At 72.4% G+C, this 22,472-nt stretch carries 17 protein-coding genes; 10 read left to right on the top strand and 7 right to left on the bottom strand.

The features are described 5' to 3' along the window. Nucleotides 1-20: 20 nt before the first annotated feature. Nucleotides 21-1,322, bottom strand: coding sequence for a citrate/2-methylcitrate synthase (locus tag E1269_RS21945; protein WP_131898513.1), 1,302 nt, complete (start codon nt 1,320-1,322; stop codon nt 21-23). An 80-nt stretch (nt 1,323-1,402) separates the two neighbouring features. Between E1269_RS21945 and E1269_RS21940 the strand changes: the two genes are divergently transcribed. Next, nucleotides 1,403-2,554 carry a citrate synthase/methylcitrate synthase gene (locus E1269_RS21940; protein ID WP_131898511.1) on the top strand — a complete coding sequence of 384 codons (1,152 nt, stop codon included), beginning with the start codon at nt 1,403-1,405 and terminating at the stop codon, nt 2,552-2,554. 316 nt (nt 2,555-2,870) lie between these two features. Next, nucleotides 2,871-8,642, top strand: coding sequence for a pullulanase-type alpha-1,6-glucosidase (pulA, locus tag E1269_RS21935; protein ID WP_131898509.1), 5,772 nt, complete (start codon nt 2,871-2,873; stop codon nt 8,640-8,642). On the opposite strand, the gene E1269_RS21930 is transcribed toward pulA, so the two are convergent. The 3 genes from E1269_RS21930 to E1269_RS33535 form a co-directional block, all read right to left on the bottom strand. Continuing rightward, nucleotides 8,599-9,729 carry a flavin-containing monooxygenase gene (locus E1269_RS21930; RefSeq protein WP_131898507.1) on the bottom strand — a complete coding sequence of 377 codons (1,131 nt, stop codon included), beginning with the start codon at nt 9,727-9,729 and terminating at the stop codon, nt 8,599-8,601. The two genes, pulA and E1269_RS21930, sit on opposite strands and share 44 nt — an antisense overlap. A gap of 190 nt (nt 9,730-9,919) precedes the next feature. Further along, the gene (locus tag E1269_RS33900; protein WP_131898505.1) at nt 9,920-11,575 is read right to left on the bottom strand and encodes a response regulator transcription factor; all 1,656 of its coding nucleotides are present in this window, start codon (nt 11,573-11,575) and stop codon (nt 9,920-9,922) included. Continuing rightward, the gene (locus E1269_RS33535) at nt 11,572-11,988 is read right to left on the bottom strand and encodes a hypothetical protein (RefSeq protein ID WP_239000990.1); all 417 of its coding nucleotides are present in this window, start codon (nt 11,986-11,988) and stop codon (nt 11,572-11,574) included. Before E1269_RS33535 ends, E1269_RS33900 begins: the two co-directional genes overlap by 4 nt. Between E1269_RS33535 and E1269_RS21920 the strand changes: the two genes are divergently transcribed. The 5 genes from E1269_RS21920 (at nt 11,972) to E1269_RS21900 (ending at nt 16,351) form a co-directional block, all read left to right on the top strand. Beyond that, on the top strand, nt 11,972-12,577 hold the full coding sequence (locus tag E1269_RS21920) for a GNAT family N-acetyltransferase (protein WP_239000989.1): 606 nt from the start codon (nt 11,972-11,974) through the stop codon (nt 12,575-12,577). The genes E1269_RS33535 and E1269_RS21920 overlap by 17 nt on opposite strands. Before the next feature lie 108 nt (nt 12,578-12,685). Then, nucleotides 12,686-13,129, top strand: a complete 444-nt coding sequence (rplM, locus tag E1269_RS21915) for a 50S ribosomal protein L13 (RefSeq protein WP_131898501.1) — start codon at nt 12,686-12,688, stop codon at nt 13,127-13,129. 8 nt (nt 13,130-13,137) lie between these two features. After that, nucleotides 13,138-13,614, top strand: a complete 477-nt coding sequence (rpsI, locus tag E1269_RS21910; protein WP_131898499.1) for a 30S ribosomal protein S9 — start codon at nt 13,138-13,140, stop codon at nt 13,612-13,614. 97 nt (nt 13,615-13,711) lie between these two features. Then, nucleotides 13,712-15,058, top strand: a complete 1,347-nt coding sequence (glmM, locus tag E1269_RS21905) for a phosphoglucosamine mutase (protein ID WP_131898497.1) — start codon at nt 13,712-13,714, stop codon at nt 15,056-15,058. A gap of 300 nt (nt 15,059-15,358) precedes the next feature. Next, nucleotides 15,359-16,351, top strand: a complete 993-nt coding sequence (locus E1269_RS21900) for a GNAT family N-acetyltransferase (RefSeq protein WP_162606561.1) — start codon at nt 15,359-15,361, stop codon at nt 16,349-16,351. 36 nt (nt 16,352-16,387) lie between these two features. On the opposite strand, the gene coaA is transcribed toward E1269_RS21900, so the two are convergent. Beyond that, nucleotides 16,388-17,335: a type I pantothenate kinase gene (coaA, locus tag E1269_RS21895; RefSeq protein WP_131898493.1), complete on the bottom strand. Its 948-nt coding sequence runs from the start codon at nt 17,333-17,335 to the stop codon at nt 16,388-16,390. A 71-nt stretch (nt 17,336-17,406) separates the two neighbouring features. On the opposite strand from coaA, the gene glmS reads away from it, so the two are divergent. After that, a complete protein-coding gene (gene glmS, locus E1269_RS21890; protein WP_131898491.1) occupies nt 17,407-19,254 on the top strand; it encodes a glutamine--fructose-6-phosphate transaminase (isomerizing) in 1,848 nt (615 codons plus the stop codon). A 254-nt stretch (nt 19,255-19,508) separates the two neighbouring features. Here glmS and E1269_RS21885 read toward each other — a convergent pair whose 3' ends face one another. After that, nucleotides 19,509-19,979: a hypothetical protein gene (locus E1269_RS21885; RefSeq protein WP_131898489.1), complete on the bottom strand. Its 471-nt coding sequence runs from the start codon at nt 19,977-19,979 to the stop codon at nt 19,509-19,511. A gap of 2 nt (nt 19,980-19,981) precedes the next feature. Next, nucleotides 19,982-20,500: a GNAT family N-acetyltransferase gene (locus E1269_RS21880; protein ID WP_203433963.1), complete on the bottom strand. Its 519-nt coding sequence runs from the start codon at nt 20,498-20,500 to the stop codon at nt 19,982-19,984. A gap of 74 nt (nt 20,501-20,574) precedes the next feature. On the opposite strand from E1269_RS21880, the gene E1269_RS21875 reads away from it, so the two are divergent. Then, nucleotides 20,575-20,934 (top strand): holo-ACP synthase, encoded by a 360-nt coding sequence (locus E1269_RS21875; RefSeq protein WP_131898526.1) that lies wholly within the window; start codon nt 20,575-20,577, stop codon nt 20,932-20,934. Continuing rightward, the gene (locus tag E1269_RS21870) at nt 20,931-22,382 is read left to right on the top strand and encodes an NAD(P)H-hydrate dehydratase (RefSeq protein ID WP_131898487.1); all 1,452 of its coding nucleotides are present in this window, start codon (nt 20,931-20,933) and stop codon (nt 22,380-22,382) included. Before E1269_RS21875 ends, E1269_RS21870 begins: the two co-directional genes overlap by 4 nt. The last annotated feature ends 90 nt before the right edge of the window (nt 22,383-22,472 follow it).

Here is a 22,472-nt window from a genome sequence, read left to right as displayed (position 1 = left end):
CCCCAACCCCTCCCCTGACGTCAGTCGGGCGGTAGGTCGAGGTGTTCCACGGCCCACGCGGAGATCTGGTCCAGCGCGTGCGCGATCCAGCCGGCGGTCCGTGCCACCGCGAAGATCGTCTCGCCGGCCTCGGGCGGCATCCGCGTCGCGACAGACAGGCTCGCCAGCGCCAGGTCGATGTTCGGATGCAGCGGCAGGTGCCGGGCGGCTGTCTCCGCGACGCTCCGGGCGGCGTCGATGGCCGGCCCGGCACCGTCGAGCTCGGCGAGCAGGTCGAGCAGCAGCCTGGCCCGCGGGTCGTCGCCCCGGTAGAGGCTGTGCCCGAGCCCTGGCAGCCGCCGCCCGGCCCGCAGATGTTCGGCGACGACGGGGCCCGCGCCGCGTTCGCGTACGTCGATGAGCATCCGGTGGGCGAGCCCGCTGGCCGCGCCGTGCAGCGGGCCCTCCAGCGTGCCGAGCCCGGCGGACACGACGGCGTACGGGTCGGCCCGCGCCGATGCCGCGACCCGGGCGGTGACCGTGGACGCGGCCAGCCCGTGGTCGGCGAGCAGCACCATCGCCGCGTCGAGCAGCCGGACCGACGCGGCGGTGACCGGCCGGGCGGTCAGCCGGGGCCACAGCCGGGCGGCGAGGTCCGACTCCGGCCCGGGAGCGTCGCCACGCGCGGGCAGCGCGTCGACGAGCGTCGCCGCCAAGCCGCGCGCGGTGCCGGCGACGGTGTGCGGCGCCAGGTCGAAGCGGACCGGGTCGGTGGCCGCGGCCGCGATCGTCGCCACCCGCAGCCGGTCGATCAGCCCGCACTGGGCCGGCAGCGCGTCGCCGGTCCGCCGGGCGGCGGCGACCGCGTCCGCCGGTGCCTCGAACCGGATGCCGCGCGTCATGGTGCCGGTCCACAGCCACCAGGCGATCTCCTCGTAGCGGTATCCCGCGGCCAGGGCCAGCGCGTCGACACCCCGGTGGTAGTGGCGGTCGGCCTCGATCAGCGTGACCGAGCTGTACGTGGGCCCGATCGCGGCCGCCGCCGGACGGAGCGCCGCGCCTGCGCCGTCGTCGCCGTGGTGGGTGCCGCCGTCCGCGCTCGCCGGTGCCCCAGCCCTGTCGCCGACCACGCCGCCGACCGGGGCACCGTCGTCGATGGGGCGCCCGCCGCGGCCGCGCTGCGCGAGCCGTTCGACCTCGTCGGCGTCGAACGTGCTGGCGCGCCCGCCCAGGCCGCGCCGGCTGGTGAGCAGTCCGCGGCTGACGTAGGCGTACACCGTCGCCGGCTTGACCCCGAGCCGGATGGCCACCTGCCGCGTCGTCAGCCGTCGTGGCTCCGCCATCGTCGCACCTCCCGACCGATATTGACGGAAATCAATATATCTACGATTGACATCAATCATTGATGGCGGGAGGAGCGAACATGGCGACCCATGGATCGATCGACGTTCCGCGCGGCCTGGCCGGCGTGGTCGTCACGGAGACGGCACTGGGCGACGTCCGCGGGCTGGAGGGCTTTTACCACTACCGGGAGTACTCCGCCGTCGAGCTGGCCGAGACCCGGACGTTCGAGGACGTCTGGCACCTGATGTTCTTCGGTGAGCTGCCCGACCCGGCCCGGGCCGAGGCGTTCGCCGCGAGGGTGGCGGGCCTGCGCCGGCTGCCCGGCGACGTCGCGGACGCACTACCGGCGATCGTCCGCGCCAGCGGACCGACCGGGGCGATGACCGGGCTGCGCACCATGCTGTCCCTGACCGGGGCGTCCGCCGGCTTCCAGCCCGTCTACGACCTCGACGTCGACCAGCGGCGGGCCGACGCGCTGCTCGCCTGCGCCGTCACGCCGACGCTGCTCGCGGCGCTGTACCGGCTGGGGCAGGGCCTGGCGCCGGTCGAGCCGCGCGCGGACCTGGGGCATGCCGCGAACTACCTGTACATGATGACCGGCCAGGAGCCGGCCCCGGAATACGCGCGCGCCATCGAGCAGTACCTCATCTCGACCGTCGACCACGGCTTCAACGCATCCACGTTCACCGCCCGGGTCATCGCCTCCACCGGCGCCGACGTCGCGGCCTGCCTGGCCGGGGCCGTCGGCGCGCTGTCCGGTCCACTGCACGGCGGTGCGCCGAGCCGGGCACTGGACTCGCTGGACGCCATCGGGACCCCGGACCGCACCGAGGCCTGGGTGCGCGAGCAGGTGCTGGGCGGCGAACGCATCATGGGCTTCGGCCATCCCGTCTACCGCACGGAGGACCCGCGCTCGCGGATGCTGCGCGGCATCGCCCAGCGCTTCGGCGGCCAGCTGGTCGACTTCGCCGTCGAGGTCGAGCGGCAGGTCGAGGCGACCCTGGCCGAGCTCAAGCCCAACCGTGCGCTGCACACGAACGTGGAGTTCTACGCCGGCGTGGTGATGGAGCAGTGCGGCCTGCCGCGGGCGATGTTCACTCCGACGTTCGCGGTCGCCCGGGTGGTCGGCTGGGCTGCGAACATCCTCGAGCAGGCCGCCGACAGCAAGATCATCCGACCGGCGGCGCGGTACGTCGGCCCGCCGCCGCCCGTGCCCGTCCCCGCCGCTTGACGTTCAGCCGGGACCTCTCGGGCGCACGCCGGTCCCGTGTTGGTCCCGTCCTGGTGCGACCAACCCGTTGATCTTGGAGCGACCGCGGAATCCATCGGACATATCGGGCGGCGATTCCGCGACTACTCCACGATCAACGCGGGAGGGGGTGAGCCGTGCGGTGGGAGGGGTGCGGGGTGAGCGGTGCGGTGAGCGGAGGTGAGCCGGGCGGGCCGCGGGAAGATCGATGAAAGCTTGCTGCAAGCCTTGCATCCGTCGCGAGGGGTGGCTAGCGTCACAGGCGCCGTGACATCGCCGTCCGCCGTGGGAGTGCCCGATGCCGACCTCGACTCCGCGCCGCTTCGTCGCCCCACTCGCCGCGCTCGGGCTGCTCGTCACGGCGGTCGCCGCGGCGACGACACCGGCCGCGGCCGATCACACGCCGGCGCCCAGCAGCGTCACGCTGGCGGGCAGCTTGCAGAGCGAGCTGGGCTGCGGCGGCGACTGGGATCCGGCCTGCGCGCAGACCCGTCTGACGGCTACCGCCGACGGCGTGTACGCGATCAGCGTCACCCTCCCGGCCGGCAGCTACGAGTTCAAGGTCGCGCTGAACGGTGGGTGGGACGAGAACTACGGCGCGGACGGTGTCGCGAACGGGCCGAACCTCCCGCTGGTGCTGGCCGAGGACGCCGACGTGACGTTCTCCTACGACCACGCGACGCACCGGATCGCCGTCGCGCCGACCCAGGAGCAGCCCGGCCTCACCGAGCCCGACCGCGAGCTGGCCGGCACCAGCCTGCGCGACGACCTCACCGACGAGCGTTTCTACTTCGTGATGGCCGACCGGTTCGACAACGGCGACCCGTCGAACGACACCGGCGGCCACGCGGTACCGCCCGGCACCGAAGAGCCCCGGCTGACCCACGGCTACGACCCGGCTGACAAGGGCTTCTACCACGGCGGCGACATCGCCGGCATCCTGCGGAGGCTCGACTACATCGAGGACATGGGTGTCACCTCGATCTGGATGACGCCGTCGTTCAAGAACCGCCCCGTGCAGGGGAGCGGCGCCGACGTCAGCGCCGGGTACCACGGCTACTGGATCACCGACTTCACCCAGATCGACCCGCACCTGGGCACGAACGAGGAGCTGCGCCAACTGATCGACGAGGCACATGCCCGGGGGATCAAGGTCTTCTTCGACATCATCACGAACCACACCGCCGACGTCATCGACTACGAAGAGGGCGCGTACACCTACATCCCCACGGGGGACGTCCCCTACGTCGACGCGGCCGGCAACGTCTTCGACGACAGCCAGTACGCCGCCGGCGAGACCTTCCCGCCACTGGACCCGCGGACGTCGTTCCCGTACACGCCGTTCTTCCGCACGCCCGAGGACGCCACCGTCAAGGTCCCGGCCTGGCTGAACGATCCCACGCTCTACCACAACCGCGGCAACGCGGCCTTTGACGGCACCGAGGGCGACCTGTACGGCGACTTCGTCGGCCTGGACGACCTGTTCACCGAGCAGCCGGCGGTGCGGGACGGGATGATCGACGTCTACCGGTTCTGGGCAGCGTTCGGCGTCGACGGCTTCCGCATCGACACCGTCAAGCACGTCAACATGGAGTTCTGGCAGAAGTTCGCGCCCGAGGTGCTGGACGCCGCGCACGGTTCCGGCGCCGACGACTTCTTCATGTTCGGCGAGGTCTTCGACGCCAACCCGGCGGCGATGTCGCGCTACACGACCGAGGGCGGGCTGCAGGCCACCATCGACTTCGGCTTCCAGGCCCGGGCGCAGGGCTTCGCGACCGGCCGGCCCACGACGGAGCTGCGTGACCTGTTCGCCGGCGACGACTACTACACCGACGCGGACTCCAACGCGTACTCGTTGCCGACGTTCCTCGGGAACCACGACATGGGCCGCATCGGGAGGTTCGTCCAGGACACCGGCGTCGCCGCGCAGGAGCAGCTCGAGCGGGACCTGCTGGCACACGAGCTCATGTACTTCACTCGCGGCCAGCCGGTCGTGTACTACGGCGACGAGCAGGGCTTCACCGGCGACGGCGGCGACAAGGACGCCCGCCAGGACATGTTCCCCAGCGCCGTCGCCAGCTACAACGACGACGACCTCATCGGCACCGACGCCACCACGGCTGAGGAGAACTTCGACCCTGAGCACCCGATCTACCAGCGCCTGGCCGAGCTGTCGGCGCTGCGCGACGAGCACCCGGCGCTGGCCGACGGCGCGCAGATCCACCGCTACGCCAGCGACGACGCGGGCGTCTACGCGTTCAGCCGCATCGACGCCGACGAGCAGGTCGAGTATGTCGTCGCCGCCAACAACACGACCGAGGCACGGACCGCGAGCTTCGACACCTTCAACGCACGCACCACGTTCGGCCCGGTCTGGCCCGCCGACACCGAGGCCGTCCGCTCCGACGCCGAGGGACGTGTCACCGTCACCGTCCCGCCGCTCAGCGCCGTCGTCTGGGAGGCGTCGAAGCCGCTGAGGGAGTCGAAGGACGCGCCCGCGACGCACTTCCGCGCCCCCGGCCCCGGTGGCACCGTCGGCGGCCGCGCCGAGGTGGGGGTCTCGGTGCCGGACGGCGGGTTCAACCAGGTCACGCTGGCCTGGCGCCCGCTCGGGACTTCCGAGTGGCAGGTCATCGGCACCGACGACAACGCCCCGTACCGCGTCTTCCACGACGTCACGGACCTCGCGCACGGCACGCTGGTCGAGTACCGGGCAGTGCTGAAGGACCACTCCGGCAACCTCTCGGTGGCGTCGACGTACGGCGTGGTCGGCGACCCGGTGGACGAGGGCGAGGAGCCGGGCGGCGGCGGCCCGGTCGAGCAGCCGGACCGGGTCACCGTCCCGGGCAGCCTCAACAGCGAGATCGGCTGTGCCGGCGACTGGGACCCAACGTGCGTCCAGGCCGGGTTGACCCTCGACACGAAGGACGACGTCTGGAAGGGGACGTTCACGCTGCCGGCCGGCGAGTTCGAGTACAAGGCCGCCATCGACGGCTCGTGGGCGGAGAACTATGGTGCCGGCGCCCGCCGCGACGGGCCCAACATCCCGCTGCCGCTGGCCGCGCCGACCGACGTCACGTTCTACTACGACCACGGTACTCACTGGATCACCAGCGACGCCCAGGACCCGGTCGTCACCGTGCCCGGTTCGTTCCAGTCCGAGCTGGGCTGCCCGGACGACTGGGACCCGTCGTGCATGCGGTCCTGGCTGAAGGATCCCGACGGCGACGGCGTCTACACGCTCACCACGACGGGCATCGCCGCCGGGTCGTACGAGGCCAAGGTCACGCACGGGTTGACCTGGGACGAGAACTACGGAGCCGGCGGCGCCGCGGACGGGTCGAACATCGCGTTCACCGTGCCGGCCGGGGCGCGCACCACGATGAGCTACGACGTCGCCACCCATGTGCTGACGGTGACGTCGTCGGCGGCAACCTCGCAGGCCGACCTGACCCGGCAGAAGGCGCACTGGCTGGAGCGCGGGCTGCTCGCGTGGGACCTGCCGGAGGCGGCCGCGGGCTGGAGCTTCCGGCTGCACGCGGCCCCGGCCGGCGGGCTCGGACTGGACGCGGAGGCGGTCACCGGCGCGACGTCGTACCCGCTGACGCTGGACGGCGACGGCCTGCCGGACGCCGTCCGCGAGAAGTACCCGCACCTGGCCTCGTACGGCGCGCTGCGGCTCGTGTCCCGCGACGCGGCCCAGGCTGAGGACCTGCTCACCGGCCAGCTCGCGGTCGCCGCCTACGACGACCTCGGTCGGCTGGTCGACGCCACGGGGGTCCAGCTCCCCGGTGTGCTCGACGACGTCTACGCGGGCGCGGCCGACCGTGAGCTCGGCGTCGTCTGGCAGGGGCGGCGGCCGGACATCGCGGTCTGGGCGCCGACGTCCAAGCACGTCGACCTAATGCTGACGCTGCCGGGATCGAGCACCGAGACCACTGTGCCGATGCGCCGCGACCGCGACGGCGTCTGGGTCGCCCGCGGCAACCCGCGCTGGCGGGGCGCGTCCTACGCGTTCGCGGTCCAGGTGTACGTGCCGGAAACCGACGCCGTCGAGACGAACGTCGTCACCGACCCGTACAGCGTCGCACTGACGACGAACTCGCGGCGGTCGCTCGTGGTCGACCTGTCCGACGCGGCGCTGAAGCCCACCGGCTGGGACGACCTGGACAAGCCCGAGCTGCCGCAGCCCGAGGACACGACCATCTACGAGTTCCACCTGCGCGACTTCTCCGTCGACGACGAGACCGTGCCGGCCGCCGACCGCGGCACGTACCGGGCCTTCACGCATGCCGAGGGCTCCGGCATGCGGCACCTGTCCGCGCTGGCCGGCGCCGGACTCAACACCGTCCACCTACTGCCGGTGTTCGACATCGCGACCATCCCGGAGGTCCGCGCCGACCAGGCGGTGCCCGACTGCGACCTGGCGGGGCTGACCGCGGCGGACCCGGCCGGCCAGGCGCAACAAGACTGCGTCACGGCCGCGACTGGGCAGGACGGGTTCAACTGGGGCTACGACCCGCTGCACTACACGGTCCCCGAGGGGTCCTACGCCACCGACCCGCAGGGCACCGCCCGAACCCGCGAGTTCCGCGAGATGGTGGCCGCGCTCAACGGCACGGGACTGCGCGTCGTCATGGACGTCGTCTACAACCACACCCACGCCGCCGGCCAGGACGAGAAGTCGGTGCTGGACCGGATCGTGCCCGGCTACTACCAACGGCTGTCCGCGACCGGTGCGCTGGAGACGTCCACGTGCTGCGCCAACACCGCGTCCGAGCACGCCATGATGGAGAAGCTGATCGTGGACTCGGTGCTCACCTGGGCTCGCGACTACAAGGTCGACGGTTTCCGCTTCGACCTGATGGGCCACCACAGCCGGGCGACGATGGAGCGGGTGCGCGCGGCGCTGGACGAGCTGACCCCGGAAGCCGACGGCGTGGACGGGTCGAGCATCTACGTATACGGCGAGGGCTGGAACTTCGGCGAGGTCGCCGACAACGCCCGGTTCGTGCAGGCCACCCAGCTGGAGATGTTCGGCGCCGGCATCGGCACGTTCAACGACCGGCTGCGCGACGGGGTCCGTGGCGGCGGCCCGTTCGACGAGGACCCGCGGCTGCAGGGCTTCGCCAGCGGCCTGTTCACCGACCCGAACGGCGCCCCGGTGAACGGGACCCCCGACGAGCAGCGCGAACGGCTGCTGCACCACCAGGACCTCATCAAGGTCGGGCTCGCCGGCAACCTGCGCGACTACACGTTCGTCGACCGCACCGGCGCGACGGTGACCGGCGCCGACGTCGACTACAACGGCTCGTCGGCCGGCTACACCGCCGACCCGGAGGAGGTCATCACCTACGTCGACGCACACGACAACGAGACGCTGTACGACGTGCTGGCCTACAAGCTGCCCGCCGACACCCCGATGGCCGACCGGGTCCGCATGAACGTCCTGGCGCTGGCGACGACGGCGCTCGGCCAGGGCCCGTCGTTCTGGCACGCCGGCGCGGACCTGCTGCGCTCGAAGTCGCTGGACCGCAACTCCTACGACTCCGGCGACTGGTTCAACCGGATCGACTGGACCGGTCAGGAGAGCACGTTCGGCTCAGGGCTGCCTCCGGCGACGGACAACGAGGCGAAGTGGGACTTCATGCGGCCGCTGCTCGGGTCGCCGGCGTTGAAGCCCGGGCCCGGCGCCATGACGATGTCGACGGCGATGGCGCAGGACCTGCTCCGGCTGCGATTCTCCTCGCCGCTGTTCCGGCTCGGGTCGGCGTCGCTGGTCGAGGATCGGGTGTCGTTCGGCGACGGCGGACCGTCCCAGGCGCCGGGGGTCATCGTGATGGAGATCGACGATCGCGCCGGCACCGACCTCGACCCGGACCGCGAGCGCATCGTCGTCGTGTTCAACGCGACGCCGTCGGAGGTCACCGTCCCGGTCGACGACGCGGCCGGCCTGCGGCTGCACCCGGTCCAGGCGGCCGGCACGGACCCCGTCGTCCGCTCGACGGCCGTGACCGACACCGGGATCAGCGTGCCTGCTCGGACGGTCGCCGTGCTCGAGCAGCCGTGACACCGTCGGCGGCCCGGTGGTCGGCGATGTGAGATGCGATGTGTTTCGCGTCCGTCCCGGCGCCACCGACCAGCATGGAGCTGAATGACCGCTGGAACGCCAGCCCGGTGAAGTAGAGGCCGGGTGCGGACGGCACGACGCCGCGCTGCTCGATCGGCCAGCCGTCGTCGTCGAGCACCGGCAGCCGGATCCAGCTGAGGTCCTGCCGGAATCCGGTGCACCAGACGACCGTCGCGACATCGAGCACTCGGCCGCCGTCGAGCATCGGCCGCCCGTCGCGCACGCCGCCGACCCGCTCGGTGACGCGCTCGACGCCGACCGCGGCGAGATCGGACGCCTGGATCCGCAGCAGCGGCCCGCCGTGCGTCCGGATCTCCGGACGCATCTTCCGCCCGATCGGCGTGCGCAGCATGAACACGTGCCGGGCAAGGAACCAGAGCACCGGGAAGACGGCGCGGGCCCGGCGCGACTCCAGCGGGACCGGGATCTGCCCGGTCGGGCGGCCGCACAGGACCGTGTGGTGCTCGCGGGCGGCCTCGAACGCGATGTCCGCCCCGGAGTGCGACGCGCCGACGACGAGCACGGCTCCCGGCTGCAGCTGCGACAGGCGGTGATACTCGCTGGAGTGCAGCTGGTCGATGGACGGGTCCAGCTCGGCGGCGAACGGAGGCACGTACCTCCGCGTGCCGAACGTGCCGGTGGCGACCACCACGTTGTCCGCCTCGAACCGCTGGTCCCCGCCGTCGACGACGTATCCGCGGCCGTTCGCGGTGACTTCCCGTACCTTGACACCGTGACGGATCGGCAGGTCGAATCGGGCCGCGTAGGCTTCCAGGTAGTCGGCCACCTGGTCCTTCGTCGGGAACGCCGACCGCGGTCCGGGGAACGGCATCCCCGGCAGCCCGTCGTAGCGTGCCGGGGTGTAGAGCCGCAGGGAGTCCCAGTGCCGGCGCCAGTTGTCGCCGGTGCGGCGCTGCTCGTCGAGGATCACGAACGGCCGGCCGAGCCGCGCCAGGTGATAGCCCACGCAGAGCCCTGCCTGGCCGCCGCCGACGACGATCGTCTCGATGTGCTGCGGGTTGTCCATCGTGTCCTCCCCGATGTCGCGATAGGCCAGGCTTGCGGCCAGGCTTCGACGGTAGGGAGGACGGGCGCGTGGCGCGTCGGGAGGACCATGCAGATCGGTGCCGTGGCGCGGATGGGTAGATCTGTGTACGACCACCCGCCTCCATGATCATGTTCCCTTGCGGTCGCTCAGGCGCCGCGAGGGAACATGATCATGGAGGCGGGGCTACCGGGTGCTGGATCAGGTCGTGCTCATAGGCGTACGCGGTGGCGGCCGCCCGCGACGAGACGTCCAGCTTGGCGAAGATGTTGCTGACGTGCCGGGCGACGGTCTTCTCGCTCAGGTAGAGCTCGGCGGCGATCGCCCGGTTGGTCCGGCCGGCGGCCACCAGACGCAGCACCTCGAGCTCGCGCGCGGTCAGCCGGCCCGACCAACCGGCCGAGGCAGGGTCGTGCATCAGGCGCCGCAGCCGCGCGAGGTCGGGCACGGCGTCCAGCCGGCGGAAGGTCTGCTCGGCGGTGTCGAGCTCCATCCTGGCGGCATCGACATCGCCGAGGTCGCGGCAGGCCAGCCCGATGAGGACCCGTGCTCGGGCGGCCTCGTAGGGTGCGTCGAACTCGTGCCAGACGCTCCACGAACCGCGGGCGGCGCCCAGCGCGCCGGCAGGGTCGCCGTCGGACAGCCGGACCGAGGCCGCCGCGTACGCCGTCATCGCCGCCAGCACCGGCATCCCGGTTCCGTCGGTGACATCAGCCAGCTCCGTGGCCGCGGACCGGGCCGCCGCGAGGTCCCCCACCGCCAGCAGGGCGTCGACCAGCGCCGCGAGCAGCGCCGGGCGCGCTATCACGCTCGGCGTCTCGTCCAGGGCGCGGCGCAATCCGGCTACGGCGGCGGCCACCTGTCCCTGCGCCAGCCGCAGCAGTCCCAGCCCGGGCTGTGGTTCCTGCCCCCAGGCGCTGGCCAGCCGGTAGGCGTCCTCGGCGGCGCCGGCCTCGCCGCGCAGCCGGTGCAGCTCGGCCTGCTCGTACAGCGCCGCACCGGCTGCCGGTTGTCCCGAGAGCCGCCGGCACGCCCGGTCGGCCTCGGCCAACGCGTCCGGCCAGGTGCCCTGCAGCCGCATCACCTGGACGCGGTGGACCTCGCACTCGCCGCGGAACGGCACCAGGTCTGGCTGCGACTCGCACCAGCGGCTCAGCGCCTCCGTCCACTCCCGGGCCCGCCGCACGTCGAACGTCACCTCGCAGGCGTCCTGCACGGCGCAGTAGACCATGCCGGTGACGACGGGGTCGACCTCGCCCGCGGTCACCGTCACCATCGCGTCGTCCAGCAGAGCCAGGCCCTCGATGACCTTGCCCAGCTCCACCAGCGCCCGGCCCTGGCCCATCCGGCCGAGCGTCGTGAGCCCGAGGTCGTGGTGCCGCTCGCCGACCGCGACCGCCTCGGCGAACATCGTCGCCGACATCGCCGGTTCGCCGCCATCCAGCGCCTGCCGGGCACGCACGGTCAGCAGGTAGCCGCTCTCGGGACGGTCGCGGCCGCACTCGTCGAGGAGGCGTTCGCCGCGGGCCAGCCAGCCGCCGCCGCGCGCTACGTCGCCGCTGCTCAGCAGTAACGTCGCCAGCCAGAACGTGCACCGGACCGCCGCCGCGGTACGGCCGAGCCGCAGCAGCTCGTGGTGAGCGCGGTCCAACGCGGTGGTGCACTCGTCGTCCCTGCCGAACAGGTAGGCGGCCATCGCCAGGAGCTCGAGATCGTCGGGGGAGAGCGGCGAGCGGGCATCGGCGGCGGAGAGCTGGGCGTACGCGTCCGCCCAGGCCTGCCCGTCGAAGGCGGCCCGGCCCCGTGCTCGTGCCTCGTTTGTGGTCATGAGCGCCCCCACGAGCCGCGCTGGCGTCCTGGTGGCCAAGCTACCGCAGCACGCGCGAGGCCGCGGACCGGTCGCGGGGCAGAATCGTCGTCATGCCCGATGCCACCTCCGTCGTACACACCCAGGCCGGCGCGCTGACGGCGCGGCCGGTCGCCACCCTCACCGCGGACCAGGCCGCCGAGGCGATGACGCGGTCGTTCGAGGGGTACGTCGTGCCGGTCGTCCTGGACGGGCCGGCCTTCGAGCGGCGCTTCGGTGCCGAGCACCTCGACCGATACCTCAGCGAGGTGTACCTCGACGGCGACGAGCTCGCCGGCATCTGCCTGGTCACCCGGCGGGGGGACGACGGCGCGCATCGGCGGCTTCGGCTGCGCACCGGCGTACCGCGGGCGCGGCGTGGGCCGGGCGCTCATGGAGCGGGCGCTCGCCCGGTGCGCGCGGGCCGGTGCGACCAGGGTGACGCTCGAGGTCATCGCCGGCAACGCGGCGGCGGTGCGACTGTACGAGCGGCTCGGGTTCCAGATCACCCGGAGGCTGGTGGGTTACCGGTGGGAGGGCGACGCGCGGGCGGACGGCCGGCCGGCACAGTCAGGCCCGGTGGAGATCGACCCGGTCCGATTCGCGCGCGACGTGGCCGCCGGCCTGGCCGGAGCCGACGAGCCGCCGTGGCAGCTGGCGCCGGAGACGCTGGCCGCCGCCGTGCCGCCGCGCCGGGCGTACGCGTTGGGCCCGGCATCGGCGCTGGTCACCGTCGGTGAGACCACCGCGGCGCTGACCGCCGTCCACACGGCGCCGTCGCGGCGGCGCCAGGGACATGCACGAGCGCTGCTTGCCGGGTTGCGCGACGCTCTGCCTGGACGGAGCTGGACGGTGACGCCGGTGGTCCCGGAGGCTGCCGGCGCGGAGTTCTTCGCCGCGACCGGCTGGGTTCGCGAGGAGCTGGCGCAGTATGAGATGGTGCGTACGGCTGACCGGCGCTCGGCGGGTTTCCCGACGTTTTGACCATGTGGCGGCCGCCCAGGTATTCTGTCGTGTCGTTGTGCGTACCGGAGCGCGGCACGCCAGCCACTGACCAGATTCATTCTCTCGACCAAGCGAAGGCCTACGACCGTGCGCACGTACAGCCCCAAGCCCGGCGATGTCCAGCGCCAGTGGCATGTCATCGATGCCACCGACATCGTCCTCGGCAGGCTCGCCAGCCAGACCGCGACCCTGCTGCGCGGCAAGCACAAGCCCGTCTACGCCCCGCACGTCGACACCGGTGACTTCGTCATCGTGGTGAACGCCGAGAAGGTCGCGCTCACCGGCAACAAGCGCGAGCAGAAGGTCGACTACCGGCACTCTGGCCGGCCCGGCGGCCTGCGCTCCACCTCCTACCAGGACCTGCTCGAGAAGAACCCGCGCCGGGCCATCGAGAAGGCCGTCAAGGGGATGCTCCCCCACAACAGCCTGGGCCGGCAGATGCTGACCAAGCTGAAGGTGTACGCGGGCCCGGAGCACCCGCACCAGGCCCAGCAGCCCGTGCCGTTCGAGATCGGCCAGGTCGCGCAGTGAGTGAGGACATGACTGAGACCACCGTCGACGAGGTCGACACCGAAGAGACCCCGCAGAGCTACACGTCCGAGTCCGCGCCGTCGCGCAACTCGGCCATCGAGCCCGCGGCCGCCACCGGTCGGCGCAAGCAGGCCATCGCCCGCGTCCGGATCGCACCGGGCAGTGGCAACTGGACCATCAACGGCCGCACGCTCGAGGCGTACTTCCCGAACAAGGTGCACCAGCAGCTGGTCAGCTCGCCGCTGGTCGAGCTGGAGCTGTCCGACCGCTACGACATCGTCGCCCGCATCGACGGCGGCGGCGTCAGCGGCCAGGCCGGCGCGCTGCGGCTGGGCATCGCCCGGGCCCTCAACGCCGCCGACGCCGAGAACAACCGTCCGGCGCTGAAGAAGGCCGGCTTCCTCACCCGCGACGCCCGGGTCACCGAGCGCAAGAAGGCCGGGCTGAAGAAGGCTCGCAAGGCTCCGCAGTACAGCAAGCGCTGATCCGCGCATCCCGCGCGACACGTCAACGGCCCCGGGGGTTGCACGGCTCCGGGGCCGTTGGCGTTCCTCACCGTTCTCTCTGCAAGGAGCACACTCCGTGGCCCGTCTCTTCGGCACCGATGGCGTTCGCGGCCTGGCCAACTCCGACCTCACCGCCGAGCTGGCACTCGACCTCTCCGTCGCGGCCGCGCACGTCCTGGGTGAGACCGGCGCGTTCGGCAACGGCCGCCCGGTGGCGGTGGTCGGCCGCGACCCTCGCGCCTCCGGCGAGTTCCTGGAGGCGGCCGTCGTGGCGGGCCTGGCCAGCGCCGGCGCCGACGTGCTGAAGGTGGGCGTGCTGCCCACCCCCGCGGTGGCGTTCCTGACCGGCATGCTCGACGCCGACCTCGGCGTCATGCTGTCGGCCAGCCACAACCCGATGCCCGACAACGGCATCAAGTTCTTCGCCAAGGGCGGGCAGAAGCTCGAGGACGCCATCGAGGACGCCATCGAGGCGCGGCTGCGCGAGCCCTGGAGCCGCCCCACCGGCGCCGACGTCGGCCGGGTCCGCGAGCACCCGGAGGGCCTGGAGACTTACATCTCGCACATCGTCGGCACCGCGCCGGCTCGGCTCGAGGGTCTGCGCGTCGTCGTCGACTGTGCGCACGGCGCGGCCTACCGCGCCGCACCGGAGGCGCTGCGCCGGCTGGGCGCTGACGTCACCGCCGTCTGTGCCGAGCCCGACGGGCTCAACATCAACCACAACTGCGGCTCCACCCACCTCGACGTGGTGGCCGCCGAGGTGGTCGCCGCGGGCGCGGACCTCGGCATCGCCCACGACGGCGACGCCGACCGCTGCCTGGCCGTCGATGCCACCGGTGAGGTGGTCGACGGCGACCAGATCCTGGCGATCCTCGCGCTGGCGATGCGCGAGAAGGGCACGCTGCGCCGCGACTGCGTCGTGGCCACGGTCATGTCCAACGAGGGCTTCCGGCTGGGCATGCGCGCGGCGGGCATCGAGGTCATCGACACCGCCGTCGGCGACCGTTACGTCCTGGAGGCGATGAAGGCCGGCGGCTACTCCCTGGGCGGCGAGCAGTCCGGCCACGTCGTCATGCTCGACCACGCCACCACCGGCGACGGCGTGCTGACCGCGGTGCACCTGCTCGCCCAGGTCGCCTCGTCCGGCCGATCGCTGGGCGAGCTGGCCGCCGTCATGCAGCGGCTCCCGCAGGTCCTCATCAACGTCAAGGGCGTCGACAAGGGCCGGGTGACCGTCGACGAGGGCGTCCGCGTCGCCGTCGCCGAGGCCGAGGCCGAGCTGGGCGACACCGGCCGTGTCCTGCTGCGTCCCTCCGGCACCGAGCCGGTGGTCCGGGTGATGGTCGAGGCCCCCACCGCCGAGCAGGCCGACTCCGTCGCCCGCCGTCTGGCCGCCACCGTGCAAGCCGAGCTCGCCCTATGACCCTCCCCGAATGAGGATCTTCGGCAGCTTCCGTAGGTGCGCGTGGCCTCGAATGATCACGTTCAGCACGAGATCTCGTGTCGCACCATGCTCGCAATCATGGTGAGGCTCGGGTGATCCTGCTGAACGTGATCATCTCGAATGATCACGTTCAGCGTGCGCGAGCCCCGCAGGACGGCACGACGGCAAGAGCGCGTGGGAAACAGGCCTGTCGGCGCGGGCGTCAAGAGCTGTAGGCACGGCGCCGGACGGCCGGAAAACCTGTTGCGTACCCGCGTCGCGACCGAGGACGCTCGTCCGGTGGAGATCCGACCGATCAACGCCCAGGACGACGCCTTCGCCGGGTGGTACGACGTGTACGTCGCGGCCTGGGACGCCGACTACCCGGACGGCCCGCGCTGGCTCGAACACGAGCTGAAGGTCATCTACGAGGGTTCCGACCAGCACGACGCGCTGCTCTGGCTGGCCGAGGACGACGGCAAGGCCGTCGGCGCCGCGCTCCTGGGGCTTCCGCTGCGCGACAACCTCAGCCTCGGCGAGCCGGAGGTCTACGTCCGTCCGGAGCACCGGCGCCGCGGCATCGGCACGGCGCTGCTGCGCGAACTCGAGAGCGCCGCCGAGTCCGCCGGTCGCACCAGCCTGCTCACATACCTCGAAGGCCCGGTCGACACCACCGAATCCACCGGCACCGCCTTCGCCGAGAAGAACGGCTTCACGCGCCGCATCACCGAGATCGCGCGCGTGCAACGGCCCCCGTTCGACCTCGAGGGCATCGCTGCGGCCGAGGAGGCGGCCCGGCCGCACGCCACCGACTACCGCATCGCCACCTGGCGCGACGCCGTCCCCGCCGAGTACCTCGACGAGTACGCGCGCCTACAGGCTCGCATGAGCACCGACCCGCCGCTGGGTGAGCTGGAGTACGAGGTCGAGGTGTGGGACGAGGCACGGGTCCGCACCGGCGAGGCTCGCCGCGAACGGATGCGACGAAGCTCCTGGAACGCTGCGGCGTTCGCGGCCGACGGCACCATGGCCGGGCTGACCATCATCGGGCTCTCCGCCGACAGCGACGAAACCGGCTTCCAGGACACCACCATCGTCGACCCGGCGCACCGGGGTCATCGGCTCGGTCTGCTGGTCAAGGCGGCCAACCTACGGGAGGTGCTCGCGGACCGGCCGGGCATCAAGTCGATCTGGACGTGGAACGCCGATTCCAACGGCCACATGATCGCCATCAACGAGACGCTCGGGTACCGAGTCGCCGGATGGTCCGCCGGGTACCAGCGCACGCTCTGACCGCCCGCTCTCAGCCGGCGTCGTGCCCGATCACATTCAGATCTTGCGGAGGCGGATGCGCTGCACGGAGTGGTCCGGGCCCTTGCCGAGGCTGAGGGTGGCACGGCCGCGTGTCGGCAGGATGTTCTGCGCCAGGTTGGGCCCGTTGATGGTGTCCCAGAGCTGCTCGGCCTGCTTGACCGCGGCGTCGTGGTCGAGGTCGCCGTAGCGGCGGAAGTACGACTCCGGCCGTTGGAAGGCCGTCTCGCGCAGCCGCAGGAAACGCTCGACGTACCAGCGGCGCACGTCCTTGGCCGAGGCGTCGACGTAGATGGAGAAGTCGAAGAAGTCGCTGACCGCGAGGCCGGCGACGCCGTCCGGGCGGGCCCGGGCAGGCTGCAGCACGTTGAGCCCTTCGATCAGGAGGATGTCGGGGCTCTCGACGGTGATCTGCGCACCGGGGACGATGTCGTACGTCAGGTGCGAGTACACCGGCGCCGTCACGACCTGCTCGCCGGACTTCACCGCGGAGACGAACCGCAGCAGCGCCCGGCGGTCGTAGGACTCCGGAAAGCCCTTGCGCTGCATCAGGCCGCGCCGCTCCAGCTCGGCGTTGGGCAGCAGGAAGCCGTCGGTGGTGACGAGCGACACCCGCGGGTGCTCGGCCCAGCGGGCGAGCAACAGCCGCAGCAGGCGCGCCGTCGTCGACTTCCCGACGGCGACCGAGCCGGCGATCCCGATGACGAACGGGGTCCGCTCGGCGAAGCCGCCCAGGAAGGTCGTGGTGGCCTCGTGTAGTCGCACGGCGGCGCGATGGCGCAGGTTGAGCAGCCGGGACAGCGGGAGGTAGACATCGCGCACCTCGTCCAGGTCGACGAAGTCGCCGAGGCCGCGGAGTTCCTCCAGCTCCGCCGCCGTCAACGACAGCGGGGTCTCGTCACGCAGCCGGGCCCAGTCGGCGCGGGACAGGTCGACGAACGGCGAGGAGTCGTGGACAACAGCCATGATGGCCTCATTCTGGCCGACTTGTCCGGGCGATGCGTCATTCGGGGTCTGGTGCGGTTACGCTGACCGCCGTGTGTGGCATCGTGGGATACGCAGGACACCGGTCAGCGCTCGACGTCGTCGTCGAAGGGCTGCGTCGGTTGGAGTATCGCGGCTATGACTCCGCCGGCGTAGCGGTCGTCGCCGACGGCGCGCTGGCCTCGGTGAAGCGGGCCGGCAAGCTGGTCAACCTCGAGAAGGCGCTCGAGGAGCAGCCGCTGCCCACGTCCGGCACCGGGCTCGGGCACACCCGCTGGGCCACGCACGGCTCGCCCACCGACCGCAACGCCCACCCGCACCTGGACGAGTCCGGTCAGGTCGCGGTCATCCACAACGGCATCATCGAGAACTTCGCCCGGCTGCGCGCCGAGCTCGAGGAGGCCGGTGTCCGGTTCACCTCCGAGACCGACACCGAGGTGGTCGCCCACCTGCTCGCCGCGGAGGTGGCCGCCGGCTCGGAGCTCGTCGAGGCGATGCGCGCCGTGTGCCGGCGGCTCGACGGCGCGTTCACGCTCCTCGCCGTCCACGCCGACGCTCCTGAACGCGTGGTCGCGGCACGGCGCAACTCCCCGCTCGTCGTCGGCCTCGGCGAGGGCGAGAACTTCCTCGCCTCCGACGTCTCCGCCTTCATCGCGCACACCCGCGAGGCCCTGGAGATCGGCGAAGGCCAGGTCGTCGAGATCACGCCAGACGACGTCACGCTCACCGACTTCTACGGCGCCGTCGTCGAGGAGAAGCGCTACCACGTCGACTGGGACGCCTCGGCCGCTGAGAAGGACGGCTACGACTACTTCATGCTCAAGGAGATCGCGGAGCAGCCCAAGGCGGTCGCCAACACCCTGCTGGGCCGCGTCGGCAACGACGGCCTGCTGTCGCTGGACGAGATGCGGCTCTCCGACGACGAGCTGCGCGAGGTCGACAAGGTCGTCGTGGTCGCCTGCGGCACCGCCTACCACGCGGGCATGGTGGCCAAGTACGCCATCGAGCACTGGACCCGGCTGCCCTGCGAGGTGGAGCTCGCCAGCGAGTTCCGCTACCGCGACCCCGTCGTCGACCGGCAGACCCTGGTCATCGCCATCAGCCAGTCCGGCGAGACCATGGACACCCTGATGGCGCTGCGCTACGCCCGCGAGCAGGGCGCGCGGGTGCTGGCCATCTGCAACACCAACGGCGCCACCATCCCGCGTGAGTCCGACGCCGTGCTCTACACGCACGCCGGCCCCGAGGTCGCGGTCGCCTCCACCAAGGCGTTCCTCACCCAGATGATCGCCTGCTTCCTCGTCGGCCTCTACCTCGGCCAGGTCCGCGGCACCAAGTGGGGCGACGAGATCCGCTCCGTCGTGCGCGACCTGTCCGACCTGCCGGCCAAGGTCGACGTCGTCCTGGAGACCATGGAGCCGGTCCGCGAACTCGCCCGCAACCTCGCCTCCGCCACGTCCGTGCTGTTCCTCGGCCGCCACGTCGGATACCCGGTCGCGCTCGAGGGCGCGCTCAAGCTCAAAGAGCTCGCGTACATGCACGCCGAGGGTTTCGCCGCCGGCGAGCTCAAGCACGGCCCGATAGCCCTGGTCGAGGAGAACGTGCCGATCATCGTCGTCGTGCCGTCGCCGAAGGGCCGGTCCGTGCTCCACGACAAGATCGTCAGCAACATCCAGGAGGTCCGCGCTCGCGGCGCACGCACCATCGTCGTCGCCGAGGAAGGCGACGAGGACGTCGTGCCGTACGCCGACCACCTGATCCGGGTGCCGGAGTGCCCGGTGCTGCTGCAGCCGGTGGTGTCGACGGTGCCCCTTCAGGTGTTCGCCTGCGAAATGGCGAGTGCTCGCGGCTTCGACGTCGACCAGCCGCGCAACCTGGCCAAGAGCGTCACGGTGGAGTAGGGCCGCTGGGGTGCTGTGGGCGGGCGGCGGCTGGCGCTGCTCGCCTCGCCCGCGTCGGCTCGTTCCTCGCCTCCGATGCCCGACCGAACCCTGTCGAGCAGCGCCAGCCGCCGCCGCGCCCGCGTCGGCTCGTTCCTCGCCTCCGATGCCCGACCGAACCCTGGCCGGCATCACCCAGCCCGGGCGGCCGCGTGCCCGTCGTCCTTGCTGGGCGGGTGCGGGTCGCCGTCGATGCCGTTCTGGTGGGCGATGGGTCAGCTGATGGCCAGGGCGGTTACGGCGGCGGTGAAGGCGCCGCCTACGAGCGCGACCATGAACAGGGCGTGGCGGCGCAGAGCCGCACGGTGTGCTGGGCGTTCGGACGGCAGGGCGAACACGCGGCGCGGCCACAGCCGCCACGACACTCGGGCGAACGTGCCGCCCGCGGCCAGCACCAGCGCCCCGTCCGCCGCCAGCAGCGCGACCTGGGCTCCGTCGGCATCCACCGCCACCGCCAGCAGCGGCGCGGTGACCAGCAGTCCCACGATGATGGCGAGCACCGGCCGCCGGTTGCCGGCGCCGAGCCGGGTGAGCAGTTCCTCCAGGAGCTCGTCGTCCGCCGACAGCAGGCGGGCCAGCCGCGGCTGGACGATGAGCAGGCCGTAGAGCATGGAGCCCAGCCACGCCGCGGCCAGCCCGACGTGCGCGACCGCGACGGCGGCCGTCACCACGTCGGCGAGCTCCACGCTCAGCCGAACTCCGACGACAGCAGGTCCATGACCAGGCCGTCGCGGACGCTGTTGGTGTGCCGCTCGCGCCGGTGCATCATGCCGACCGGGCGGAAGCCGACCGCCGCGCAGCAGCGGATGGCCACCTCGTTGGTGGCGGCCGGGTCGATGACGATGCGGTGATGACCGCGCTCGCCGAACAGGTGCCGGGCGAGCGTCCGGACGGCGTCGCGGCCCAGCCCGCGCCCGTGCAGGTCGGGGTCGAGGAAGATCTCCAGGCCCGCGTGCCGGTCACGGGGGTCGTCGTTTTCCCAGTACTGGATGAGCCCGGCGATGCGCCGACCGGCCAGGATGGTGAAGCGGGTCGAGGCGGAGCCGTCGGACAGCGGCCAGCCGGCGTCGAGGTCGGCGGCGTCCCACCACTGCTTGACCTCGGGGGTGCTGATGATGTGCAGCAGGACCGGGACGTCGTCGGCGCTCACCGGTCGCAGGACGACGTGCTCGCCGGCCATTCCGCCCACGAGAGTCAATTCGCCCATACGCGGAGTCTAGGTCGAGCGTGCCGTATCGGCATGCGGAACCACGTGGTCACAGTCAGTCTAGGGTGGTGCGGGTGATCGTGGGCGTGGGAATCGACGTCGTCGACATCCGGCGGTTCGCAGAGACGCTGGAACGGACGCCGGCGTTCGCCGAGCGCGTCTTCACGCCCGGCGAGCGGGCCCGGTCGATCGCGTCTCAGGCGGCCCGGTTCGCCGCGAAGGAGGCGCTGGCCAAGGCGCTCGGCGCGCCCGAGGGCCTGCTCTGGCAGGACGCCGAGGTGGTCAGCGATGACGACGGACGTCCCTGGTTCGAGGTGCGCGGCTCGGTCCGCAAGCGGTGCGACGCGCTGGGGGTCCGGACGCTCCACCTGTCGCTGTCGCACGACGCCGGGGTCGCGTCGGCCATGGTCGTGCTGGAAGGAGATCCGGTGTGAGGACCGTCCACACCGTCGAGGAGATCCGGGCCGCGGAGGACGCCCTGATGGCGACGCTGCCGCCGGGCGCGCTCATGCAACGCGCGGTGGCCGGGCTGGTCTCCACCTGCGCCCGCATCCTCGGTGGGCCGTACGGTGCCCGCGTCGTCGTGCTGGCCGGCGGCGGCAACAACGGCGGCGACGCGCTGTGGGCCGGCGCCCGCCTGGCCGGCCGCGGTGCCAGCGTCGACGCCGTCCTGTTGCGTCCGGACCGCGCGCACCCCGAGGGTCTGGCGGCCTTCCGCGACGCCGGAGGCCGGGTGACCGCCGGCGACGACGTCCGCGCCGGTGCCGCGCTGGCCCGGGCCGACCTGGTCCTCGACGGCATCCTCGGCATCGGCGGGCGTGGCGGCCTGTCCGACGACGCCGCTGAGCTGGCCGCCCGGGCCCGGGCCGATGCCGGCCTGATCATCGCGGTCGACCTGCCCAGCGGTGTCGACCCCGACACCGGCGAGGCACCCGGCGCGCACGTCGTCGCCGACGTCACCGTGACCTTCGGCACCGGGAAGACGGCGCTCGTGGTCGACCCCGCGGCGGCCGCGGCGGGCGCCGTCCACGCCGTCGACATCGGACTGGCGCCGTACCTGCCGGGGCCGCGCACGACGGTGCTCGAGGACGCCGACGTCGCCGCGCTGCTCCCGGAGCCGGGCCGCGAGTCGGACAAGTACTCGCGAGGGGTCGTCGGGGTGCTGGCCGGGTCCGGGCAGTACCCGGGCGCGGCGCTGCTGGCTGTCGGCGGTGCGCTGCGCGGTGGCGCCGGTATGGTCCGCTACGCCGGGCCGGACGCCGTCGCCGCGACGGTGCGTTCTCGCTGGCCGGAGACGATCGCCGGGCCGTCGGTCGCGGAGGTCGGGCGGGTGCAGGCGTGGACCGTCGGCTCCGGGCTCGGCGACGGCCGCGGTGCCGATGTCGCCGCCGCGGTCGGGGCAGGGCTGCCGGTCCTGGTCGACGCCGACGGGCTGCGGTCGCTGCCGGACCGGTTCGCCGGGCCCGCCTTGCTGACCCCGCACGCGGGCGAGTTGGCCCGGCTACTCGGCGTCGAGCGGGCGGAGATCGAGGCGCGCCGGCTGCATCATGCCCGCGCCGCCGCTGGACGCTGGAACGCCACGGTCCTGCTCAAGGGGACGACGACGCTCGTGGTGGCACCCGACGGGCGGGTCCGGGTCAACTCCACCGGCACGTCGGCGCTGGCGGCCGCGGGCACCGGCGACGTGCTCGCCGGGCTCGCCGGATCGCTGCTGGCCGCGGGGCTGGAGCCGCTGGACGCCGGCAGTGTGGCGGCCTATGTGCACGGGCTGGCCGGCCAGCGGGCGGCCGCGGCGGGCGGCTACCCGAGCGCCGGCGACGTCCTCCAGCAGCTGCCTGCCGTGCTCGGCTCCCTGCGCCAGGCGGACACCGCGCAGGGGTGACGCCGGGCTCACCTCGTCTGTCGGCCGCCGGATTCCCCCGCGGGACAGGGTTCGCGACTGCACAGCGCGTCGCGGGGACCACGGTCGGCG

It is taken from the genome of Jiangella asiatica, assembly GCF_004349065.1.
GTDB lineage: Bacteria > Actinomycetota > Actinomycetes > Jiangellales > Jiangellaceae > Jiangella > Jiangella asiatica.
The sequence above is the reverse complement of the archived record's forward strand: the minus strand, read 5'-3'. Positions and strand labels throughout refer to the sequence as shown.

Coding starts and splice junctions, on each gene's coding strand:
- pulA (WP_131898509.1), top strand. CDS start 2,871: ATGCCGACCTCGACTCCGCGCCGCTTCGTCGCCCCACTCGCCGCGCTC.
- E1269_RS33900 (WP_131898505.1), bottom strand. CDS start 11,575: ATGACCACAAACGAGGCACGAGCACGGGGCCGGGCCGCCTTCGACGGG.
- E1269_RS21930 (WP_131898507.1), bottom strand. CDS start 9,729: ATGGACAACCCGCAGCACATCGAGACGATCGTCGTCGGCGGCGGCCAG.
- E1269_RS21945 (WP_131898513.1), bottom strand. CDS start 1,322: ATGGCGGAGCCACGACGGCTGACGACGCGGCAGGTGGCCATCCGGCTC.
- E1269_RS21880 (WP_203433963.1), bottom strand. CDS start 20,500: ATGGGCGAATTGACTCTCGTGGGCGGAATGGCCGGCGAGCACGTCGTC.
- E1269_RS21940 (WP_131898511.1), top strand. CDS start 1,403: ATGGCGACCCATGGATCGATCGACGTTCCGCGCGGCCTGGCCGGCGTG.
- coaA (WP_131898493.1), bottom strand. CDS start 17,335: ATGGCTGTTGTCCACGACTCCTCGCCGTTCGTCGACCTGTCCCGCGCC.
- rpsI (WP_131898499.1), top strand. CDS start 13,138: ATGACTGAGACCACCGTCGACGAGGTCGACACCGAAGAGACCCCGCAG.
- E1269_RS33535 (WP_239000990.1), bottom strand. CDS start 11,988: ATGAGCGCCCGGCCCACGCCGCGCCCGCGGTACGCCGGTGCGCAGCCG.